This window comes from Ruegeria sp. BHSC223 (assembly GCF_059613025.1).
Map to the genome: position 1 here is coordinate 18,290 of NZ_JBXWRR010000007.1, position 19,534 is coordinate 37,823.

At 66.9% G+C, this 19,534-nt stretch carries 18 protein-coding genes; 6 read left to right on the plus strand and 12 right to left on the minus strand.

Features of this window, described 5'->3' with window-relative positions:
• The first annotated feature begins 173 nt into the window (after nt 1-173).
• Complete coding sequence (locus AC2FNY_RS12555) at nt 174-641, plus strand: rhodanese-like domain-containing protein (protein ID WP_496802764.1); 468 nt, start codon at nt 174-176, stop codon at nt 639-641.
• Nucleotides 638-1,456, plus strand: coding sequence for a CE1 family esterase (locus AC2FNY_RS12560; protein WP_496802660.1), 819 nt, complete (start codon nt 638-640; stop codon nt 1,454-1,456). The genes AC2FNY_RS12555 and AC2FNY_RS12560 overlap by 4 nt, the downstream gene beginning before the upstream one ends.
• Nucleotides 1,457-1,460: 4 nt before the next feature.
• Here the strand turns inward: AC2FNY_RS12560 and mdoH are convergent, their stop codons facing one another.
• From mdoH to AC2FNY_RS12595, 7 genes are all read right to left on the minus strand, one after another.
• Nucleotides 1,461-3,332, minus strand: a complete 1,872-nt coding sequence (gene mdoH, locus AC2FNY_RS12565) for a glucans biosynthesis glucosyltransferase MdoH (RefSeq protein ID WP_496802661.1) — start codon at nt 3,330-3,332, stop codon at nt 1,461-1,463.
• Nucleotides 3,332-4,831 (minus strand): OpgD/OpgG family glucan biosynthesis protein, encoded by a 1,500-nt coding sequence (locus AC2FNY_RS12570; protein ID WP_496802662.1) that lies wholly within the window; start codon nt 4,829-4,831, stop codon nt 3,332-3,334. Before AC2FNY_RS12570 ends, mdoH begins: the two co-directional genes overlap by 1 nt.
• Entirely contained in the window at nt 4,828-6,054 is a 1,227-nt protein-coding gene (locus AC2FNY_RS12575) for an OpgC family protein (RefSeq protein WP_496802663.1), read from the minus strand. The genes AC2FNY_RS12570 and AC2FNY_RS12575 overlap by 4 nt, the downstream gene beginning before the upstream one ends.
• Before the next feature lie 27 nt (nt 6,055-6,081).
• A complete protein-coding gene (locus AC2FNY_RS12580; RefSeq protein WP_234163088.1) occupies nt 6,082-7,452 on the minus strand; it encodes a tetratricopeptide repeat protein in 1,371 nt (456 codons plus the stop codon).
• Between the two features lie 176 nt (nt 7,453-7,628).
• Complete coding sequence (locus AC2FNY_RS12585; protein ID WP_238904491.1) at nt 7,629-8,822, minus strand: CaiB/BaiF CoA transferase family protein; 1,194 nt, start codon at nt 8,820-8,822, stop codon at nt 7,629-7,631.
• Entirely contained in the window at nt 8,809-10,428 is a 1,620-nt protein-coding gene (locus tag AC2FNY_RS12590) for a thiamine pyrophosphate-binding protein (protein ID WP_496802664.1), read from the minus strand. Before AC2FNY_RS12590 ends, AC2FNY_RS12585 begins: the two co-directional genes overlap by 14 nt.
• A 73-nt stretch (nt 10,429-10,501) precedes the next feature.
• Nucleotides 10,502-10,975 carry a DUF302 domain-containing protein gene (locus AC2FNY_RS12595; protein ID WP_496802665.1) on the minus strand — a complete coding sequence of 158 codons (474 nt, stop codon included), beginning with the start codon at nt 10,973-10,975 and terminating at the stop codon, nt 10,502-10,504.
• Nucleotides 10,976-11,103: 128 nt separating this feature from the next.
• On the opposite strand from AC2FNY_RS12595, the gene AC2FNY_RS12600 reads away from it, so the two are divergent.
• The gene (locus tag AC2FNY_RS12600; protein ID WP_496802666.1) at nt 11,104-12,654 is read left to right on the plus strand and encodes an acetolactate synthase large subunit; all 1,551 of its coding nucleotides are present in this window, start codon (nt 11,104-11,106) and stop codon (nt 12,652-12,654) included.
• A 75-nt stretch (nt 12,655-12,729) separates the two neighbouring features.
• On the opposite strand, the gene AC2FNY_RS12605 is transcribed toward AC2FNY_RS12600, so the two are convergent.
• Together AC2FNY_RS12605 and AC2FNY_RS12610 are read right to left on the minus strand one after the other, a co-directional pair.
• Entirely contained in the window at nt 12,730-13,683 is a 954-nt protein-coding gene (locus AC2FNY_RS12605) for a dihydrodipicolinate synthase family protein (RefSeq protein WP_496802667.1), read from the minus strand.
• Complete coding sequence (locus AC2FNY_RS12610) at nt 13,680-15,779, minus strand: xanthine dehydrogenase family protein molybdopterin-binding subunit (protein WP_496802668.1); 2,100 nt, start codon at nt 15,777-15,779, stop codon at nt 13,680-13,682. The genes AC2FNY_RS12605 and AC2FNY_RS12610 overlap by 4 nt, the downstream gene beginning before the upstream one ends.
• Nucleotides 15,780-15,892: 113 nt before the next feature.
• On the opposite strand from AC2FNY_RS12610, the gene AC2FNY_RS12615 reads away from it, so the two are divergent.
• The 3 genes from AC2FNY_RS12615 to AC2FNY_RS12625 are packed head-to-tail and all read left to right on the plus strand — an operon-like array spanning nt 15,893 to nt 18,116.
• Nucleotides 15,893-16,720: an aspartate dehydrogenase gene (locus tag AC2FNY_RS12615; protein ID WP_496802669.1), complete on the plus strand. Its 828-nt coding sequence runs from the start codon at nt 15,893-15,895 to the stop codon at nt 16,718-16,720.
• Between the two features lie 33 nt (nt 16,721-16,753).
• Complete coding sequence (locus tag AC2FNY_RS12620) at nt 16,754-17,704, plus strand: LysR substrate-binding domain-containing protein (protein WP_234143425.1); 951 nt, start codon at nt 16,754-16,756, stop codon at nt 17,702-17,704.
• 55 nt (nt 17,705-17,759) lie between these two features.
• Nucleotides 17,760-18,116, plus strand: coding sequence for a DUF1636 family protein (locus tag AC2FNY_RS12625; RefSeq protein WP_496802670.1), 357 nt, complete (start codon nt 17,760-17,762; stop codon nt 18,114-18,116).
• Here the strand turns inward: AC2FNY_RS12625 and AC2FNY_RS12630 are convergent.
• The 3 genes from AC2FNY_RS12630 to AC2FNY_RS12640 form a co-directional block, all read right to left on the minus strand.
• Nucleotides 18,104-18,598 carry a hypothetical protein gene (locus AC2FNY_RS12630; protein WP_496802671.1) on the minus strand — a complete coding sequence of 165 codons (495 nt, stop codon included), beginning with the start codon at nt 18,596-18,598 and terminating at the stop codon, nt 18,104-18,106. The two genes, AC2FNY_RS12625 and AC2FNY_RS12630, sit on opposite strands and share 13 nt — an antisense overlap.
• Nucleotides 18,599-18,661: 63 nt before the next feature.
• Nucleotides 18,662-19,360, minus strand: coding sequence for a CbtA family protein (locus AC2FNY_RS12635; RefSeq protein WP_234143427.1), 699 nt, complete (start codon nt 19,358-19,360; stop codon nt 18,662-18,664).
• A 3-nt stretch (nt 19,361-19,363) separates the two neighbouring features.
• Nucleotides 19,364-19,534 (minus strand): CbtB domain-containing protein, encoded by a 171-nt coding sequence (locus tag AC2FNY_RS12640; RefSeq protein ID WP_234138881.1) that lies wholly within the window; start codon nt 19,532-19,534, stop codon nt 19,364-19,366.

Here is a 19,534-nt window from a genome sequence, read left to right on the forward strand (position 1 = left end):
CCGGTATTGCAAGGATGCAAAGCCCGAAGTTTCGGCGCGACAGAGTGTTTCATGTATTCCGGACTGACGTTTTCTTGATCATTCAGGTGCCAATCCAGGCGCGCGGCAGGGGCCCGTCCGTGTTAGAAACAGGCGAATTCGACAGAAAGGACGCTGCTTTGACCGCATCCACCATGCTTGCCCACCGGGTCGGTCGCCGGGCCGTACTGGTACTGGGCGCTGCGGCCCTGGCCGGATTTGCCGTTCGGGAATACCTGCTGACGCCCGAGGATTTCGCCGGTGGCGCCCTGAGCGTGGAAGAGGCACATGCGCGGGCCGCCTCGGGTAAGGTATTGCTGGTCGATATCCGCCGTCCCGATGAATGGGCCTCGACAGGGATCGGGGCCGGGGCACAGCCGCTCGACATGCGGCGCGAGGATTTCGTGGCGGCGCTTGATGAACTGGCGGGTGGAGATCGGGGGCGACCGATTGCCCTTATCTGCGCGCGCGGGGTGCGCTCGGCGCGGCTGGCCAACCGGCTGGCGCAGGCCGGATTCACCGGCATCATCGACGTGCCCGAGGGGATGCTGGGCTCGCGCGCGGGGCCGGGCTGGCTGCGCGCTGGACTGCCGGTCGTGGCCCATGCCGAGGCACTGGAATGAGGCGCGCGGCTGTTCTGGCGCTGCTGGCCGGTTTCTGGGGGCAGGGGGCGCTGGCAGGCTGTGCAGGCGACGCCGCCCCCTGCGAGACCTCAGACGGCACCTATCACATCGCCTTGCCCGAGGTTGAGAACCCGCCGGTCCTGATCTTCTTGCACGGTCATGGCGGCGAGGGCGCGGCGACCCTGCGAAATGCGCGGCTGGTGGCGCCCTTGCTGGCGCGTGGCTGGGCTGTGATCGCGCCTGATGGCCAGTCCCGCGCGCCGGGTCGCCCGCGCAGCTGGACCTTCTTTCCCGGATGGGAGGGACGGGACGAGACCGCCTTTCTGGCCCAGGTTCTGGCCGATGCCAGCGCGCGCTTCGGGCTGGATGCCGAGCGGGCGGTGCTGGGCGGGTTTTCGGCGGGCGCCTTCATGGTGACCTATCTGGCCTGCGCCACGCCCGGGGCCTATCGGGCCTATGTGCCGGTTTCGGGCGGGTTCTGGCGACCCCAGCCCGACAGCTGTGCCGGTCCGGTGCACCTGTTCCAGACCCATGGCTGGGCCGACCCGGTGGTGCCGCTCGAAGGGCGTTTCCTGGGCGGTGGCCGGTTCCAGCAGGGTGATATCTTTGCCGGGCTGGAGCTTTGGCGCGAGACCAATGGTTGCGTCGAGCACAAGCCGGACGGCTTTGATCAGACGGGCACCTTTCTGCGCCGCCGCTGGCAGGGTTGCAGCGGTGGCTCGCTGGAATTCGCGCTGTTTCCCGGCGGCCATACGGTGCCCGACGGCTGGGCCGACATGATGGCCGACTGGGTCGAGGCGCTGCCCGCGCCCTGACCCGTCACTCGGCCGGGTGGGCGCGGCTGCCGCGTTCCAGGAGCGTTTTCAGCTCGGTGCGGTAAACGTGGGCACGGCGGGTGATCGCGGGCTCACGGAATTCCTCGCGCATGCCGATCAGGCGCCGCGCGGTGCCCGCCGTCACGCCCGACAGCGCCGAAAGCGGCACCGCCAGCGCCAGGCTGAGCGCGATGGGTGCCAGCCAGACCGAGACCAGACCCAGCGCGATGCCGGTACCCAGCGCCAAGCCGCTCAGCGTTTCCAGCGCATGGCATTTGACCAGAGTGGCCAGCCCATAAGTGCCGCCGTCGCGGGCCTGCGGTGACCAACCCTTCTGGATGCCCAGAAAGGTGCGAAACACCGCGATCATCTGCTGTACCATCAGGATCGGCGCATAGAGGATAGACAGCACCACCTCGGAGACGAAGGACAGCAGGAAGCGGCCCGCGCCGCCGAAATCCGAGTAATGCGCGCCACTCAGCGGCAGCGCTACGACGCCCAGAAGTTTGGGCAAGAGCAGCATCGCATACATCACCACGATGATCAGCACATGCCGGCCCTCGGTCATCTCGGGCCATTGCGGGAACAGGGGGTTGTCCGGGCTGAAATAATACAGCACCGATCCGTCCTGCCCATGCCCGATCAGTGCCCACATCACCAACAGAGCAAACCAGATCGGCGACATCAGATATCCGATCGCGCCATGGAACATGTGAAACCGCGAGACCGAGCGAAAGCCGCGCGCGGTCAGCAGGTTCAGGTGTTGCAGGTTGCCCTGGCACCAGCGGCGGTCGCGCAGCACGTGGTCGATCAGGGTGGGCGGGGTTTCCTCGTAGGAACCCCGGATCCGTGGCAGGAAGCGCACCGACCATCCGGCCCGGCGCAACAATCCCGCCTCGACGAAATCGTGGCTCATGATCAGCTTTTCGCGCCCCGAAAGCGAGCGCAGCTTGGGCAGGCCCGCGCAATTGGCGAATGCGGCGGTGCGGATGATCGCGTTATGGCCCCAATAGTTGCCTTCCTGCCCGCACCAGCGGGCCATGCCCTCGGCAAAGGCGGCGCCATAGACGCCATTGGCGAATTGCTGCATCCGGGCAAAAACCGATTGCGCGCCAATCAGTTGCGGAAAGCTCTGGATCAGCCCGGCGCCGGGGTCACGCGCCAGCGCGTCGGTCAGCCGGACGATGGCGCGACCGGTCATCAGGCTGTCGGCATCCAGCACCAGCATCGCGTCCCAGTCGGCGCCCCAGCCGGCGACCCAATCGGCGATATTGCCCACCTTGCGGTCGGTGTTTTCCACCCGGCGCCGATAGTAGAGCGCCAGATCCGGCGCCAGCGTGGTGCGCAGAGCCTCGACACTGGCCTGTTCCTGCGCGGCAATGGCGTCGTCGCGGGTGTCGGACAGGATGAACATGGCGTATTGATGCTGGCCGCCGCGCGCCTTGAGTTCTTCCAGCATGGTGCGGGCATTGCCCAGGACATACCAGGGCACTTCGTTATAGACCGGCATCAGCAACGCCACCTTCAGCGGCCCGGCCCGGCCCGCGCGTGCCCGGGCGGGCTGGCGCGACAGCGACAGCATGCCCAGAAGGACGGTGCTGACCGCAAAGGCGATCCAGAAGAAGTTGAACGAGATCAGAGCCAGCAGTACCAGCTCGATTACCGAGATGCCGCTGTCCGAGAACCAGTCGCCCATCAGCCAGACCAGCGCTAGCGTTGCCGCCATGGCGGGCGAGAAGGCCAGCACCCGCCACAGTGCCACGTCCTGCGGCGCGGTGTCCGATGGGGCCTGCGCGTCGCGGAACCCGGCGCTGAAGTCCTGCGCGCGCATGTCGAGCGGCGCGCGGGGCGGCATGATATGAAGATCGTCGCGCATCACGCGGTCCACCTGTAAAGCCAGACTTCGGAGGCCGGTTCCTTGTCGTGACGCAGCTGGGCGCGCAATTCGACCAGCGGGACCTCGCCGGGAACAAAGGAAAACGCCAGTCGCATGCCGCCTGTGTCGGGGTTGCGTTGCAGGACCGGCGGGGCGATCTGGGCATGGGGCGATTGCACGATCGGTTCCAGCGTATCGGCATCGTCGAACAGCGGGCTGGCTTCAAAGTCGATGACGACCAGCCGCCCCTCGCCAAAGGTCTTTTCGCCCATGGCGGTGCGGATCACCCGCGGCAGCGGCGTGCGGTGCGGTTCCTCGCCCCAGGTCAGACGATAGGCCAGCGACACCTCGCTGCCGGCGGCATAGGGGGGCGCGGGGCGCCAATAGGCGACGATATTGTCATAGATCTCCTGATCGGCGGGGATCTCGACCAGGGTCACCGCGCCCTTGCCCCAGTCGCCATGCGGTTTGACCCACAGGCCGGGGCGGCGGTGGTAATGCGCCTCGAGATCGGCAAAATCGGCAAAGTCGCGTGCCCGCTGCATCAGGCCGAACCCGCGCGGGTTCTCGTCGACAAACGACGAGATCTGCAAGTCGCGCGGATTGGCCAGCGGTCGCCAGATCACCTCGCCCGCGCCATTGCGGATCATCAAACCGTTGCTGTCATGCACGGCAGGGCGGAAATCGTCGAACCTGGTGCGATCGGTGGCGTCGTAAAGGAACATCGAGGTGAGCGGGCCGAGGCCCACATGGTCCACGTCCTCGCGGGCAAACAGCGTCGCCTCGACCTCCATCACGGTATCCTCGCCGGCGGTGACCTCGAACCTGTAGGCGCCGGTGACCGAGGGGCTGTCCATCAGCGCATGCACGACCATGGTGCGTTGGCCCGGTTCAGGGCGTTCCAGCCAGAAGCGGATGAAATCGGGAAATTCCTCACCCATCGGATCGCCGGTCTTGAGCGCGAGACCGCGCGCCGACAGGCCATAGGCCTCGCCCAGGCCGATGGCCCGAAAATAGCTGGCCCCCTGAAAGACACAGAATTCATCGGTCTCACCGGGGCGGTGCATCTCGGTACGCAGACGCAGGCCCGAGAAGCCCAGTGCCTCGTCGGCAGGCAGCGGCGGCACCTCGGGGCCGGTGTCGAACATGTCCATCTCGAAGGCGACCGGGCGGGTCATGCCGCTCTCGACCGCCTCGACCTGAACGGCGCGCGGAAAATAGAGACCGGGCGCGAAGAAATCGACGCTGAACGGGGTCTCGGTCCCGGCCCAGAGCCCGTGGTCGATGCGGAACCGGATCGAGCGGTATTGCTCATAGGTCAGCGCCTGCCATGGCTCGGGTACGCTGGGGCGCGGCGCGTAGGCGCGCGATGCCAGATCGCGCGCCATGGCGGTCACCATCGCGCGCTCGAAAGGCTCGGCAGGTGCAGCGGCAAAGGCGCGCGGCACCAGCGCCAGAGACGAGACAGAGGCCAGAAAGAAACGGCGAGACAGCATCATGTGCGGGATTTCCAGGGATGCGATTTGAACCAGGCGGCGCCATAGGCGACCGTTGCAATCAGGGCGAAGCCGAACAGGTTGACGGCAAGAACGGTGGCGGCGTCGCGCCCGCCCAGATCCAGCAGCACACCAAGGAGACGGGCCGCGGCCATCGAGAAGACGAAGACCGCCAGCGATTGCTGACCGACCTTGAGGATGACGTTCAGAACGATCTGCCAGAGACGCGCCAGCCCGCCAGTGCCCTGCGGCAGCAACCGCGCGCCCTTGTCGCCTGCCACGACCCATCCCAGATAGGCCAGCGACAGGAAATGCACATAGCGCAGCAGCGCGAAATCGGTCTTGTCGCGCAGCTCTCCGGTCACTTTCCAGGTCTCGCGGATCGGCTCGCTGACGGTGGAGTTCCAGGCATCGACCCACAAAAACACCTTCCACGAGCCGAACGGGGCCGACAGCACCACGAACAGCGCCGCCGCCCAGATCAGTGCCTTGTGGACGGGCGGCGCCGGGATCCAGCCCCGCATGAAGGCAAAGCCGGTAAAGAACAGCAACTGCCAGCCGAACGGGTTGAAGAACCATTGCCGCTCGGACCAGGGTTCCGCCGGCAGCGCCAGCGCACCTGTCTGGGCCACCGCCCAGATCAGCACCGAGGCCAGCGCCATCGCCCAGAACCCAACCTGTCGGAGTCCCATCATCAGCGGCATCATTGCCAGAACCACCAGATACATCGGCAGAATGTCGAAGTAGTTGGGGACGTAGGTGAGCGTAAACAAGCCCACGATCTGCGGCATCGGATCGCCAAAGAAATGCTGAAGGTTCAGCCCGTCTACATAGCTCTTTTCAAACAGTCCCGAGAGGTCCAGCGCCGCCATGCACATGGCGGTGAAGAAGAACAGGCCGATATGTGCCCAATAGACCTGCCAGACCCGGAACGCGATGCGGGCGGTGCCCATCCACCAGCCCCGTTTCAGAAAGGCGCCGCCAAAGGCGATGGCCGAGGCCATGCCCGAGCAGAAGACAAAGATCTCGGTCGCGTCGGAAAAGCCGAACCGCGCCGGGATCCAGCCGGCCCAGGGGTTGAAAGGGATATGCGCCACCAGGATGATGAACATCGCGATACCGCGAAAGAAATCCAGCCGCAGATCGCGGGTTCTGGCAGCCGTGGCCGCAGCGCGGGGCGCCGCGGCTGTGGGGGCGAAATCAGAGGCGGGCGAAATCGTCGCCATACGTCCTTGGTCCTTCTGTGTCACTCGTCATTCCGCGGGAACGCTGTGAAAATCGCGGTCGTCGCGGCCCGCCTCGATCAAGGCCCGGCGGGCGAGGGCATAGGTATCTTCATGACCGCCGCGCTTGGCGCGACGATCGTCCAGCACCCGCTCGACTGCGTCCAGACGCCCCGCCCGAAGGCCCGCGTCGATGGTGATGCGTTCGAAAACGTCGCGCTGGGCGTGACTGCCACCGGCCAGCTGCATGCTGCCGCGCGCGGCCAGCAGGTGGTCGAAGGCTTGGCCATACTGCCCCTCGCCAAAGGCTTCGAGCCCTTGTGCGGCGGCCAGTCCGGGGTCGGCCATGCGGCGCGTGGTGTCGCATTGGGCCATGTCTGCATCGCGTTTGATCCGGTGCAGCATTCGCGAGATGGCGTCTTCTCGGGTATCCCCGGTCAGGGCCAGCAGGTAATGCAGGTCTGCGAAGATCAGGCATCCATCCTCGGTGCGCGCGGCACTCAGATCGGCCAGTTCTTCCCAGCGGTTTCCGACATTTACGCCTTCGAGCTCGAGCCGCGACAGCAGCGAGGTGGCGTTCGATATGTCCCGATAGTCGTCTGTCTTATCCTTGCGAATCGCTGAATCGTAGAGATCGAATACCTGATCAATCTGGCCTTGGTCCAGATGCATAAGTGCCTTGTGCCACCAGACGTGGTAACGAAAATTGTTGCAATGGGACCAGGCCGACTCGCGCCCGGCCAACCATTCCAGGCCTTGTTCGGATTGTCCTTTCATTTCATGGACATGCGCAACCGCATGCAGGCCCCAGGCATCGTCCGAAACCATCCAAAGCGCCTGCCGCCCGGCGATCTCTGCCTTGTCGTAAGCGCCGGTTTCCTCCAGCGCGAAAGCATGGCAACCCAGCAGGTATCCGCGCCCGGCGTGATCGGGGGCATAGGCGGGCATCACCCGCTCGATCGAGCGACGCATTCCGTCGGGATCGCCCAGCACGAACCGGGTCGCATGGCTGAGCTTCATCGCCAGCGTATCCTCGGGATGGGTGCGCAGTACCGCCTCGAATTCCTCAACCGCGCGGCTGGGGCTGCCTGCCAGCCAGTGGCGCAGCGCGGCCAGGTAATGCGCCTCGCGCGGCGTCACCGGGTGCGCATCGGCCGCGCGCTGGGCGGCGGCCATCGCGTCGACCGCGACCGGCGTCATCTCGCGCCGGCCCAATAGCAGCATGAACAGGCCCTTGATGGCATGGCCCAGGGCAAAATCGGGTTCCAGTTCCAACACCCGCGCCAGGTGCTGCGGGGTTACTGCCGCATGGGCCATGAAGCCCAACAGAACGCCGTCCCACGCCTCGGCGCTGTCCGCGCGGGTCAGGCTGTTGGTCTGTCCAAAAACATCGTCTCTCATACCGGGTCCGTTCCTTGCAAAGGGGGCAGTTCGCGCCTTTGCCAAGTCTATTGGAGCCCCGTATCAGGATCGACGCCGCTCGCGAATTGGTGAAAGCGCGTGTGCGGAAAATGGGGGAAAAGCCGCCGAATGCCCCTGTTGTTTCAGCAATTTGCCGCCCAGGGACAGGCGATGTTTCAGTCTGCGAACGGCTCGTCCGAGGAGAGCACGGATTCGGTGTCCTGCCCGCAGCGCGGCGGCGCCCTGCGATAGGTGACAGGGGTGCGCGACAGTTTCAGCGGATTGCCGATCAGGTGCACCGGGCCGGGCTCGGCCTCCATGTCGATCTGCATCTGCCGGGCCACGACCTGATCGCTGGCAAAGACCTGGTCGATGGTCTGGACCGGCCCCACCGTGACCTTGAGCGCCTCGAGCCCGGCAATCACCTCGGCCATGCTGCGCGCCGCCAGCGCCGGTCGCAGCAGCGCATCCAGTTCGGCGCGGTTTTGCAACCGCGCCTGGTTGGTGGCAAAGCGCGGGTTGTCCGCCAGCGCGCCCAGGTCGAGAAAACCGCAGAACCTTCGGAACTGGCTGTCATTGCCCACCGCCAGCACCACATGCCCGTCCGAGGTGGCATAGACGTCATAGGGCATGATGTTGGGATGAGCATTGCCCCGCCGCTGGGGCAGGGCGCCGCTGGTCAGATAGTTGACGCCCTCGTTTATCATCCAGGCCACCTGCGCATCGACCAGCGCCAGGTCGATATGCTGGCCCTCGCCGGTGCACTGGCGGTGATGCAGCGCGGCGAGGATCCCCACGGTTGCATACATGCCGCACATCACGTCGGCGATGCCCACGCCCACCTTCATCGGGGCGCCCTCGGGCTCTCCGGTCAGGGACATCACGCCGCCAAACCCTTGGGCCATAAGGTCATAACCAGGTTTCGAGGCGTTGGGGCCGGTCTGGCCAAAGCCCGAGATCGAGCAATAGACAAGGCCCGGAAATTCCGGGCCGAGGCTCGCATAATCCAGCCCGTACTTGGCCAGCCCGCCGGGTTTGAAATTCTCGATCAGGATATCGGCATGTGCCGCCAGACGCCGGATTTGTGCCTGCCCCTCGGGCGTCGAGATATCCAGCGCCACCGATTTCTTGTTGCGGTTGGCGGCCATGAAATAGGCGCTCAGGTCGCTCGGATTGCCATCCGCATCAGTCACATAGGGCGGCCCCCATTGGCGGGTGTCGTCACCGCCCGAGCCGGGGTTCTCGATCTTGATCACATTGGCGCCCAGATCGCCCAACAGCTGGGTACAGGTCGGCCCCGCCAGAATGCGGCTGAGGTCCAGCACGCGCACCCCGTCGAGCGGCCCTTTGGGTTGTTCAGATCCGGCCATCGTAATCCCCTCGCGCGATTTCGGCGGCGATCACCGTGAAGCGGTCCGCTGCCTGCGCCGCCTCCAGCGTCGCGCGCAACTCTGCCCGCGAGCGCACGGTGTGTCCATGCCCGCCAAAGGCGCGGCCTATGGCGGCAAAGTCGTGATGCCCGAAATCGACGCCCCGATTGGGCAACTGGCGGCCGCGCTGTTTTAACTCGATCAGCGACAGGCTGGCATCGACAAAGACCAGAAAGATCGGGTTGCCGCCCATCTCGGCGGCGGTCGACAGCTCTCCGGCGACCATCAGGAACCCGGCATCGCCCGAGAAGCTGATGACCGGGCGGTCGGGCGCGGCCAGTTTCAGACCGATTGCCATCGGCAGGGCGCAACCCATAGTGCACAGGCCCGAGGACTGGATCAGCCCGCGCGGCTCGTCACAGCGCCACATCTGGCTCAGCAGGATGCGATGGGCGCCGCTGTCGGCGGTGGCCAATGTGCCTTGGGGCAGGGTGGCGCGGGCCTCGGCGATGATGGCGGCGGGGCCCCAGACCTCGTCCTGCGGAAAGGCGCGGGCCAGCGCGGCGCGGGCCGCCTGCGGTTCGCCCGCGGGCCAGGTGGCATGCCCGGTCGTCCCCTTGGCGATGGCCTCGAGCGTGGCGCCGGTATCGGCAACGATATTGATCCCGGCCTGATGCATGTAATGATCGTTGACCACCGCCGAGATGTCGATCACCCGCTGGTTTTCGGGGTCCCAGACCTCGCGCCAGCCGGGGCGCATCTCGATCGGGTCATAGCCCAGGCACAGGATCAGGTCGGCGGCCTTGACCAGCGGCAACAGGTGGCTGTCGGCCAGCGGCGACAGGCCCGCGCCGCCCAGGCAAAGGCGGTGATCCTCGGGCAGGATACCCTTGGCCTTGTAGGTGGTGACAAAGGGAATTTCGAAATGTTCCAGAAAGGCTTGCAGGACACATTTCGAGTTGTCCGCCAGCACGTCGAGGCCGATGACCGCCAGCGGGCGCCGCGCCTCGGCGACCCAGCGGCGGGCGGTTTCCAGACAGGTGCCGCCGGGCGCCACCGGGGCCGCCGGGGTCAGCCGCCGCCGCCTTGTCTCGCGCACCGGGGTATCGGCCACGCCGATCGGCACGTCGATATGAACCGGGCCGGGCCGGGGCTGCATCGCCAGCGACACCGCCTTGTCGGCGATGATATCCGAGCTTTCGGCGGTCAGGCGGAAACTGCCCTTGGTGATCGGGCGGAACACCTGGGCATGGTCCATCACCTGATGGGTATAGGTCAGCGCTTCGTCGGCATCGACGCAGCCGGTGAGCACGATCATCGGCACCCGGTCCTGCAGCGCATTGGCCACAACGTTGACCCCGTTCATCGCCCCCGGCCCCAGCGTTGCCAGCAGGATCGCGGGTGCGCCATCGCGGTGATGCACCGCCTCGGCCATGAAGCCCGCGGCATTCTCATGCTTGGCCAGATGAAAGATGATCCCGGCCTTGTCCAACGCATCGACCAGCGTCAGCACCTCGCCGCCAGGCATGCCAAAGGCATGGCGGCAGCCCGCCTCGTACAGCCGCCGGGCCAGCAGGTCGGCGGCGCGGGGAAGGGGGTCTGACATGGTGGGGCTCCGTTACAGGGGTCGGTTCTGGCCGAGATTGCGGAGCCTGCGCCCGAAGGCAAGGGGGGTCACGTCACTGTGAGGCGATTGCCTGCGCCGCCACCGCCGCAAACCGTGCGTCCAGCTCGGCGGCAATCGCGGCGAGTTCGTCGCCACCTTCGTCCAGATAGGGGGCAAAGACCTGCGAGGGCAGCTTGTAGCCCAGTGTCGCGGTGCCATCGGTATTTTCGGTGACGTAGAAACGGATCGGTGCCTCGATCATCGCGGCGGTGGACAGCGCCAGTATCCGCACAGCGAAATCGTTGTTGAAGGCGCCGATGACCCGGTTGCCGGGAATGGTGATGCCGCGCCTCGCGGCGGCCTCGGTCGGGCCCGCCTGGGTGACGATGCCCAAGCCGTTTGCGGTGATCGCGGTGCGGGTATCCTCGACCAGTTGTGCATGGGTCTTGGCCGTGGCGTGTACCGCCCAGCCCGGGCGCGGACTCAGGTCACCCGCCAATGCGGGCAGGGCAAGGCAGGTGATCAGGGTGAGGATGGCAAGGCGCATGGCGGGTCTCTCATTTGCTGGACCCTTGATGCCAGATTTCATCGCTCCCCGCTGCTCACGATATCGTGCACCGTTTACGTGACGCCGCGCGCCGCCTAGGCTCGCCCCAATTGCGAGGAGTGAGGGTGATGAGCGAAATGAACGGCGCCGAAAGCCTGGTGCACAGCCTGCTGCAAAGCGGGGTCGATACCTGTTTCACCAATCCCGGCACCTCCGAGATGCATTTTGTGGCGGCGCTCGATCAGGTGCCGGGCATGCGCTCGGTTCTGGCGCTGTTCGAGGGGGTCGCGACCGGGGCGGCGGATGGCTATTACCGGATGGCGCGCAAACCGGCGGCGACACTGCTGCATCTGGGGCCGGGTCTGGCCAACGGTATCTCGAACCTGCACAACGCCAAGAAGGCCGGATCGGGCGTCGTCAACATCGTCGGCCAGCACGCGGCCAGCCATCTGGAACTGGACGCGCCGCTGACCGCGGATATCGAAGGGCTGGCGCGGCCGGTGTCGCATTGGGTCGAGACCTCGCTGTCTGCGGCGGATGTGGGGCGCGATGCCGCCCGCGCGGTACAGGCGGCGCGCAGCGCGCCGGGGCAGGTGGCAACGCTGATCCTGCCTTCGGACACGGCCTGGACCCCGGGCGGGAAGGTGGCATCGGCCTTGCCGGTGCCTGCGCGCGCGCCGGTCGAGGCAGCGACACTGGAGCAGGCCGCCGCCGCGCTGAGCGGGCCGGACAGCCTGTTGCTGCTCGGGGGCGAAGCGCTTACCGAGGAAAACCTGGAACGTGCTGGCCGCATCGCGGCGGCAACCGGCTGCGCGTTGCTGTCGGAATGGGCCAATGCGCGGATGGAGCGCGGCGCGGGCCGGGTGCCGGTGGCGCGCGTGCCCTATCCGATCGACATGGCGCTGGAGGCGCTGGCGCGCTTTCGGCGCATCGTCTTGCTCGGCGCGCGTCCTCCCATCGGCTTTTTCGCTTATCCGGGCAAGCCCGCCGTGCTGACCCATCCCGAGGCCGAGATCATCGCGCTGGCCGATTGGGCCGCCGATCTGGACGGCGCGCTGGCAGGGTTGGAACAGGCAGTGGGCGCTGCGGGTGCCGCGCCGGTGCTCGCGCCGCCTGTCGCACCGGGATCGGTCAGCGGCCCCTGTACGCCCGAGAGCGTTGCCGCCGTGCTGGGCCAAAGCATCCCCGAAGGCGCCATCGTGCTGGACGAGTCGGTGACAACGGGCCGCGCCTTTCACGGCGCCACGCTGGGCGCTGCGCCGCATACATGGGTCAACAATTGCGGCGGCTCCATCGGGTACAGCCTGGCCGCCGCCATCGGGGCCGCCATCGCCCGCCCGGACCGCAAGGTGATGACGCTCACCGGCGATGGCTCGGCCATGTACATGCCGCAGGCGCTGTGGACCATGGCGCGAGAGGGGCTGGATATCACCGTGGTGATCTGGGCCAATCGCAGCTATCGCATCCTGCTGGGCGAATTGTCGGGCGTGGGGGTGATGAACCCCGGCCCACGCGCGCTGGACATGCTGAGCCTGGAACGGCCCGCCATCGACTGGGTCGGGCAGGCGCAAAGCCTTGGTGTGCCGGCTGTCCGGGTCGAGCGGGCCGAGGATTTTGCGCAGGCGCTGGCGCGGGGCATTGCCGAGGCGGGGCCAAACCTGATCGAGGTTCTGCTTTAGCGGAGTTGGGGAGGGGGCGCTGCCCCCGCCGCGCCGTGCGCGACTCCCCCGGAGTATTTTCAGCGAAATGAAGGGTCAGAGGCGCAGGCCGCAGGCCTCAAAGGCAGCACGTGTGGCGGATTTTTCCGCCTCGGTCAGCTCCTGCATGGGAAAGCGCACTCGCCCGCCGGTCTGTCCAAGCAGCTCTTGCCAGTATTTGCCATGCGCCTGCGGCTTGCCGCCCGGTTTGGTGGATTTGATCGCCTGGCGCACCGGGTCGAGGCTGTCGCGGATGGCGCGTGCCTCGTCGATGCGGCCGGCAAAAGCCAGTTGGGTATAGTCATGCATGCGCCGGTCGTTTGCGGTTTGCAGCTGGTAGGGCGGCGAGGAGCAGAGGTAAAGCCGCCAGCCCAGTTCCACGATATTGTCGAACCATTCCTCTTCGGAGGCGGTAGAGACCTGGATCCGGTCACCCGCCAGCTCGGTCAGGCGGGCATACATCTCGCGCGGGACCGAGTATTTGATCGCCACCACATTGGGCAGGTCAGCGATGCGGGCGCACAGCTCGGGGCTCATCAGGTAACCGCTGTCAGGATGGCTCCACATGGCGATACCGATATCGACCGCCTCGCTGATGGCCTTGTAGTATTCAAATAGCAGCGCGTCGCGGTCATGCACGAAATGCAGCACCGGCGCATGCACCACGATATAATCGGCACCCACGTCCTGGGCATGGCGGGCCAGTTCCAGCACGGTGTCGAAATTCTGGTCCGAGACCGACATCATGGTGCCCGCGCGCCCGGCGCATTCCTCGACCGCAACCTCGAGGTTGCGCTTGCGCTCCTCCAGCGACATAGAGAAGAACTCTCCCTGTTTGCCGCAGATGAAGAGGCCCTCGATGCCCAGATCATCGACCCAGTGGCGGATGTTGCGGCGAAAACCGGCCTCGTCAAATGACAGATCCTCGGCAAAGGGGTTGAGGGCGGCGGCCCAGATGCCGCGCATATGTTCGCGGGCATGGTCCTTGGCCTCGCTCTTGGCGTATTTCATGTCTGGGGTTCCTTGCTTGCATCGGTGATCGCCTGCCAGAGCGACAGGCTGGTAAGCGGCATTTGCAGATCGGTCACGCCCAGCGGTGCCAGCGCGTCCAGCGCGGCGTTCAGGATCGCCGCCGGGGCGCCGATGGTGCCGGCCTCGCCGATGCCCTTGGCGCCGAGCGCGTTGGTGGTGGCGAGCGTCTCGGTCTTGTGGATGGTGAGTGACGGCAGGTCATCCGCGCGCGGCATCGCGTAATCCATGAACGAGCCGGTGAGAAGCTGGCCGTCGGCGAAGTGCAACGCCTCCATCATCGCCTCTCCCAGGCCTTGCGCGAAGCCACCCATCACCTGTCCCTCGGCCAGCATGGGGTTGATCAGCCGCCCGGCATCGTCGAGGCAGGCCATATGCGTCAACTGCGGGGCGCCGGTGTCGCGGTCGATCTCGATCGCGGCGAGGTAGCAGCCATGGCCCCAGGCCTCGCCCGGGGCGGTATAGACGGTGTCGGCGGTGATCGGTTCACTTTCGCCCGCGTCGCGGCGGCGGGTGATCTCGCGGCAGGCCTCGAGCACGGCGCTGGCGCCGATGGGGGTGCTGCGGCTGGCCAGCGCGCCGATGCCGGGCGGGCAGGTGGCGGTGTCGCCATGCAGCACGGTGATATCGGCGGGCGTTAGCTCCAGTGCGTCGGCGGCAATCTGGGCCAGCGCGGTTTCGCGCCCGTGGCCCTGGCTGCTGCCGCCAAAATCCACTGTGGCGCGGCCCGCCACCAGGGTGACCCGGGCGCTTTCCCAGCCCTTGCCCGAAGGTTCGACATAGAACCCCAGCCCAACACCGGCCAATGCGCCGTCGGCGCGTCTTGCGTCGCGTCGGGCGCACCAGGCGGGGTAATCGGCCAGCGTCAGAAAGCGGTCGAGTGCCGTGGCATAGTCGGCCCCCTCGACCCGGCCCGCGGGCAGGTCGCGCGGGCCGTTCAAGCGGTTCAGGTTGCGGCGGCGGATCTCGGCGGGATCAAGGCCGGTGGCGCGGGCGGCGGCATCGGCCAGACGCTCCATCAGCGCGCAGGCCTCGGGGCGGCCCGCGCCGCGATAGATGCCGGTGGGCGCGGTATGGGCGCGTCGGGCGCTGGTGCCCAGATCGGTGGCAGGGATGTCATAGGGGCCGGGCAGGATGCGCGCGGCGTTCCAGGCCGGGATCAGCGCCGAATTGGGCAGCCAGTGGCCCAGCGGTGCCTCGACGCGGGCCTTGAGCGCCAGAAACCGCCCGTCACCGTCAATGGCAAGCTGGCCTTCACTTGTCAGCCCCCGGCCATGGGTGGCCGACAGGAACTCTTCGCTGCGGGTGGCGGTCCAGCGCACGGGGCGGCCCAGATGATGCGCGGCCCAGACCGCCAGCACCTCTTCGGGGTAAAGCGAGGCCTTCATGCCAAAGGCGCCGCCCACATCGCGGGCGATCACCCGCAGGTGTTCGGGGTCGAGCGACAGGATACGGGCCAGATCGGCCCGCGCCCGGTGCGGTGTCTGGGTGGACAGCCAGACGGTCAGACCGTGGCTCTCAGGCAGAATGGCGATGGCGCGCGGCTCCATCGGGCTGGGGGCAAGGCGGGGATGCGCGACCCGGACCGTGACCACATGGGCGGCGCGGGCAAACTCTGCCGCCGGATCGCCGCTTTGCCAATGTTGCATGGCCAGAAGCTCGGAGGGTGGGGAGGGGGTCTCGTCGATCTCGGCCCAGATCTCCTCGACCGCGTCCAGCGCCTGTCCCGGTGTTTCGGCCAGCACCGCCGCGATGGGCTGACCCACTGCCGAGACCGTGTCGCCGGCAAGTATCGGATAGGGCGTGGCATGGTCGAGCGGCAGCACCGGGTTGACCTCGAGCCTGCCCAGTGCGCCGAGGTCGGCGACGGTCAGCACAGCTGCCACGCCGGGCATCGCGCGCGCCGCGGTCACGTCGCAAGCGTCAAGCCGCCCGCTGGCGTGGGAACTGCGCAGAAAGGCCAGATGCAGCGCCCCCGGCAGATGGATATCACCCGTATACTGCCCCTCTCCCCGCAGCAGGCGGGGGTCTTCGCGCCGGGGCAGCGCTTGTCCGGTATAGGGAGCGGATTTGGTCACGGGGGTCTCGGTTGCGGTGGCGGGTGCCTCGATCCTGCAAGCCCGACCGGGTGGGCACAAATCGCGAAATTGCATCCTGCTATCCGCAATCGGCATATCACAATCATGCTGATATGTGGAAACTATGGGGCAGTCGGCCAAAGGGGGACAGGGTGAGGATAGCACTGATCGGGCACGGGCCCATTGCCGCCCATGTGGCGGCGCATCTGCCCGAAGGCGTCAGGCTGATCGGGGCGCTCTGCCGGCCCGGGCGCGAGCAGGCCGCGCGGGCGGTCTTGGGCGTGCCGGTTGCGCAGGTGTTGGAGGACCTGTCCGAACGGCCCGACCTGCTGGTCGATTGCGCGGGTCATTCCGGCCTGCGCGCCCATGGGGTGGCGGCGCTGGGCGCGGGGGTCGAGGTGCTGACCGTCTCGGTCGGTGCATTGGCCGATGCCGTGTTCTGTGCCGAGCTTGAGGCTGCCGCCCGCGTTGGCGGGACAAGGCTGTGCCTGGCCTCGGGGGCGATCGGGGCGCTGGATGCGCTGGCGGCGGCGGCGATGGGGACGGGCTTGCAGGTGACCTATACCGGGCGCAAGCCGCCGCAGGGCTGGCGCGGCAGCCGCGCCGAAAAGGTGCTGGATCTGGACGCGCTTACCGCACCCGCCACCCATTTCACCGGCACCGCGCGCGCGGCGGCGCAGGCCTATCCCAAGAACGCCAATGTGGCCGCTGCCGTGGCGCTGGCCGGGGCCGGGCTGGACGCCACCCGGGCCGAGCTGATCGCCGATCCGGGCGCCACCGCCAATATCCACGAGATCGCGGCCGAGGGCGCCTTTGGCCGGTTCCGGTTTCAGATCGAGGGGTTGCCGCTGCCGGGCAATCCGCGCTCCTCGGCGCTGACCGCCCTCAGCCTGCTGGCGGCGCTGAGACAGCGCGGCGCGGCGATCCGGCTATCGCTTTGACCGATAGCCACGCTTCGTGATATCGCAAAACCCATGAACCGCACCCAGATCCGCATTGTCGAGCGCGTGTTGACCCGGCTCAAGCTGAAACAGCTGCGCCTGCTGGTCGCCGTGGGCGAGCGGCATTCGATCCTGCATGCGGCACAGGCGCTGAACATGTCCCAGCCCGCCGCCACCAAGCTGATCAAGGATCTGGAGCTGGATTTCGACGTGCAGCTGTTCGACCGCACCAATCGCGGCATGGTGCCCACCGTGTTCGGGGCGGCGCTGATCCGGCATGGCAAGCTGATCCTGGCGCAGATTTCCCATGCCGCCCAAGAGCTTGACGATCTGAACGAGGGCAATGGCGGGCGCGTGGTGGTGGGCACGTTGCTGGCCGCCTCGGCCGAGTTTCTGCCCCGCGTGCTTACCCGGCTTCTGACCGACAAGCCGGGGCTGGTGGTGAAACTGGTCGAGGGCACCAACGAGGTGCTGATGCCGGCGCTGCGCTCGGGCGATGTCGATCTGGTGGTGGGGCGCTTGCCGATGCACCGGCACAGGGCCGAGATCGTGCAGGAGCGGCTGTTCGACGAAGAGGTGATATGTGTCGCCCGGAGCGACCACCCGGTGCATCGCCATGCCGCGCCCGCGCTGACCGACCTGATGGAATACCCCTGGATCCTGCCACCGGCGGAAACCACGTTGCGCCGCCAGCTGGATCAGGTCTTTGTCGATCTGGGCGGTGGTGCGCCGCCCTATGCGGTGGAATCGGTGTCGTATCTGGCCAATCGGGGCCTGTTGGTGGGGTCGGACATGCTGGCGGTGATGCCCGCGCATGTGCCGCGCCACGATATCAGCGCGGGGGCGCTGGCGCGGGTCGACTGGCCGGTGCCGATCCCGATCGGGCCGGTGGGCGTGTCGATGCGCAAATCTGCCAGCCTGTCGCCCTCGGTCGCCGGGGTGCTGGATGCGCTGCGGATAGAGGCCGCGCAAATGGCGCGTTGAGCTTGCCTCGGCGGACCCGATGCGCCACATCTGCCGCACCGATCAAGGAGACACCATGAGCGACATGCGCCTTTCCCTTTGCTCCAGCTGCCAGGGTGAGCGGGACCGTGACCAAGGGGCCGAACGTGCCGCCGTGTCCGAGGCGCTGGCGCGCGCCGGGCTGAGCGGGCGGGTGGAGCTGGTGGATCATGCCTGTTTCGGCGCCTGCGCCACCCCGGTGGCGCTGGCCCTTCAGGGGCCGGGGCGGGCCAGCTATGTGTTCTCGGATCTCGACGTGGTGGCGGATGCCGACGATATCGCCGCCACCTGCCGTGTCTATCTGGACAGCCCCGGAGGCTGGATTGCCGATGCCCGTCCCTGTGGACGGTTGCGGCAATGCCTGTTGGCGCGGATCCCGGCCTATTCCACCTGAACCGTGACCACGGCCTCGACCGGGATGCCATCGACCATCAGCGGGCTGTGGCTGTTGGCGTTCAGCGAGACCTTCACCTCGACCGGACCTTTGGGCAGGTCGGGGATATGCATCCATTCGCTGTAAAGCCGGGCCAGTTTCACGTCGTTGACATAGACATGGGCATGGCCTTCGCCCGGCACGTCACTGGCCGAGGCGTTTTCGGGGGCAAAGCGGAAATTCTGCGGGCTTACATGCAGGTTCCAGCCCGACATCGGATCGCGGGTCAGTGCTACGGACACACCGGGTGCGTCGGGGCCTGCGGGCAGATGGGTGGCCTGGGCGTGGTTGTGGCCGTCTTGTGCCGGGTCATGGGCGCCATGCTGGGCCGTGTCGCCATGATCATGACCGTCAAAGGTGACACCATAGGCCGCCGCGGTGACGAAACCGGCACCGCCACCAAAGACAAGGCCGATGGCGAAAAGAGCGAGAGAGCGGGACATATCAGTCTCCAAACAAAGGAAAACCCCGCCGGATGGGTCCGGCGGGGCATATGGGTCGACGGATCAGGCGTGCGCTTCGGCGCGCTTGCTCTCGGTCTGCCAGAAGTAACCGGCGAAACCACCCAGCAGCACCCAGGCCGCCATCCCGACACCAAAGGCGCGGGCGGCAAACAGGGCGCCCAGCTCGGTCGGCACCGGGCCGGCAAAGCTGTCAGGCTCGGGCGCGCCGATCAGATGCGGCGCCATCAACAGCAGCGCGGCGGCGCCATAGGCCATCAGGTTTCCGCCAAAGGCGATCAGCCACATGGCGATACCCGCAGCGGCCACGGTCGCGGTCCACCAGATCTGGCGGGCGGTGATATCAGTATAGGACACACCGGGCACCTCGGGCGCGAGGCTCAGTCCGGGTGCGAAGTGAAAGGTGATGAACCCGGCCAGACCCCAGAGCAGACCGGCGCGCGCGGTGACCGCATGACCCATCCCCTCGGCCACCGACATCAGGGCGACCATCACCACAGCATAGCCGGTATAGGTGAGCATTGCAAAAACGACCGTCAGCGCATCGCGCATCGGATCGGCGAACATGCCGGGCAGGTCGGGCTGGGCACTTACCGCCTCGGCGCCGAAATGCACCAGTTCGCCGGTTTCATACAACTCGGCATGCAGCAACACGGGCTGCACGAACAGAAACTGCAGCAAGGCGGCAATCAGCCCTGCTGCAGCGCCAGCGAACAACGCGCTGGTCAGAATGCGACTGAACATGGTTCAGTGGCAGGGAAAGCCGGTTGCGTGGCGCACGTCGTGGGCGGCGTCATGCAGCGCGGATGCCTGCACATGGCCCGCCAGGGTCACGATGCCCAGGCCCAGGATCACGGCGAACAGAGCCGGCAAGATCGCGGAACCGGTGGCCGATGCCTTGAGTGTTTTGGTCGTCAT

Coding starts and splice junctions, on each gene's coding strand:
- AC2FNY_RS12555 (WP_496802764.1), top strand. CDS start 174: ATGCTTGCCCACCGGGTCGGTCGCCGGGCCGTACTGGTACTGGGCGCT.
- AC2FNY_RS12560 (WP_496802660.1), top strand. CDS start 638: ATGAGGCGCGCGGCTGTTCTGGCGCTGCTGGCCGGTTTCTGGGGGCAG.
- mdoH (WP_496802661.1), bottom strand. CDS start 3,332: ATGCGCGACGATCTTCATATCATGCCGCCCCGCGCGCCGCTCGACATG.
- AC2FNY_RS12570 (WP_496802662.1), bottom strand. CDS start 4,831: ATGATGCTGTCTCGCCGTTTCTTTCTGGCCTCTGTCTCGTCTCTGGCG.
- AC2FNY_RS12575 (WP_496802663.1), bottom strand. CDS start 6,054: ATGGCGACGATTTCGCCCGCCTCTGATTTCGCCCCCACAGCCGCGGCG.
- AC2FNY_RS12580 (WP_234163088.1), bottom strand. CDS start 7,452: ATGAGAGACGATGTTTTTGGACAGACCAACAGCCTGACCCGCGCGGAC.
- AC2FNY_RS12585 (WP_238904491.1), bottom strand. CDS start 8,822: ATGGCCGGATCTGAACAACCCAAAGGGCCGCTCGACGGGGTGCGCGTG.
- AC2FNY_RS12590 (WP_496802664.1), bottom strand. CDS start 10,428: ATGTCAGACCCCCTTCCCCGCGCCGCCGACCTGCTGGCCCGGCGGCTG.
- AC2FNY_RS12595 (WP_496802665.1), bottom strand. CDS start 10,975: ATGCGCCTTGCCATCCTCACCCTGATCACCTGCCTTGCCCTGCCCGCA.
- AC2FNY_RS12600 (WP_496802666.1), top strand. CDS start 11,104: ATGAGCGAAATGAACGGCGCCGAAAGCCTGGTGCACAGCCTGCTGCAA.
- AC2FNY_RS12605 (WP_496802667.1), bottom strand. CDS start 13,683: ATGAAATACGCCAAGAGCGAGGCCAAGGACCATGCCCGCGAACATATG.
- AC2FNY_RS12615 (WP_496802669.1), top strand. CDS start 15,893: ATGTGGAAACTATGGGGCAGTCGGCCAAAGGGGGACAGGGTGAGGATA.
- AC2FNY_RS12620 (WP_234143425.1), top strand. CDS start 16,754: ATGAACCGCACCCAGATCCGCATTGTCGAGCGCGTGTTGACCCGGCTC.
- AC2FNY_RS12625 (WP_496802670.1), top strand. CDS start 17,760: ATGAGCGACATGCGCCTTTCCCTTTGCTCCAGCTGCCAGGGTGAGCGG.
- AC2FNY_RS12630 (WP_496802671.1), bottom strand. CDS start 18,598: ATGTCCCGCTCTCTCGCTCTTTTCGCCATCGGCCTTGTCTTTGGTGGC.
- AC2FNY_RS12635 (WP_234143427.1), bottom strand. CDS start 19,360: ATGTTCAGTCGCATTCTGACCAGCGCGTTGTTCGCTGGCGCTGCAGCA.
- AC2FNY_RS12640 (WP_234138881.1), bottom strand. CDS start 19,534: ATGACGACCAAAACACTCAAGGCATCGGCCACCGGTTCCGCGATCTTG.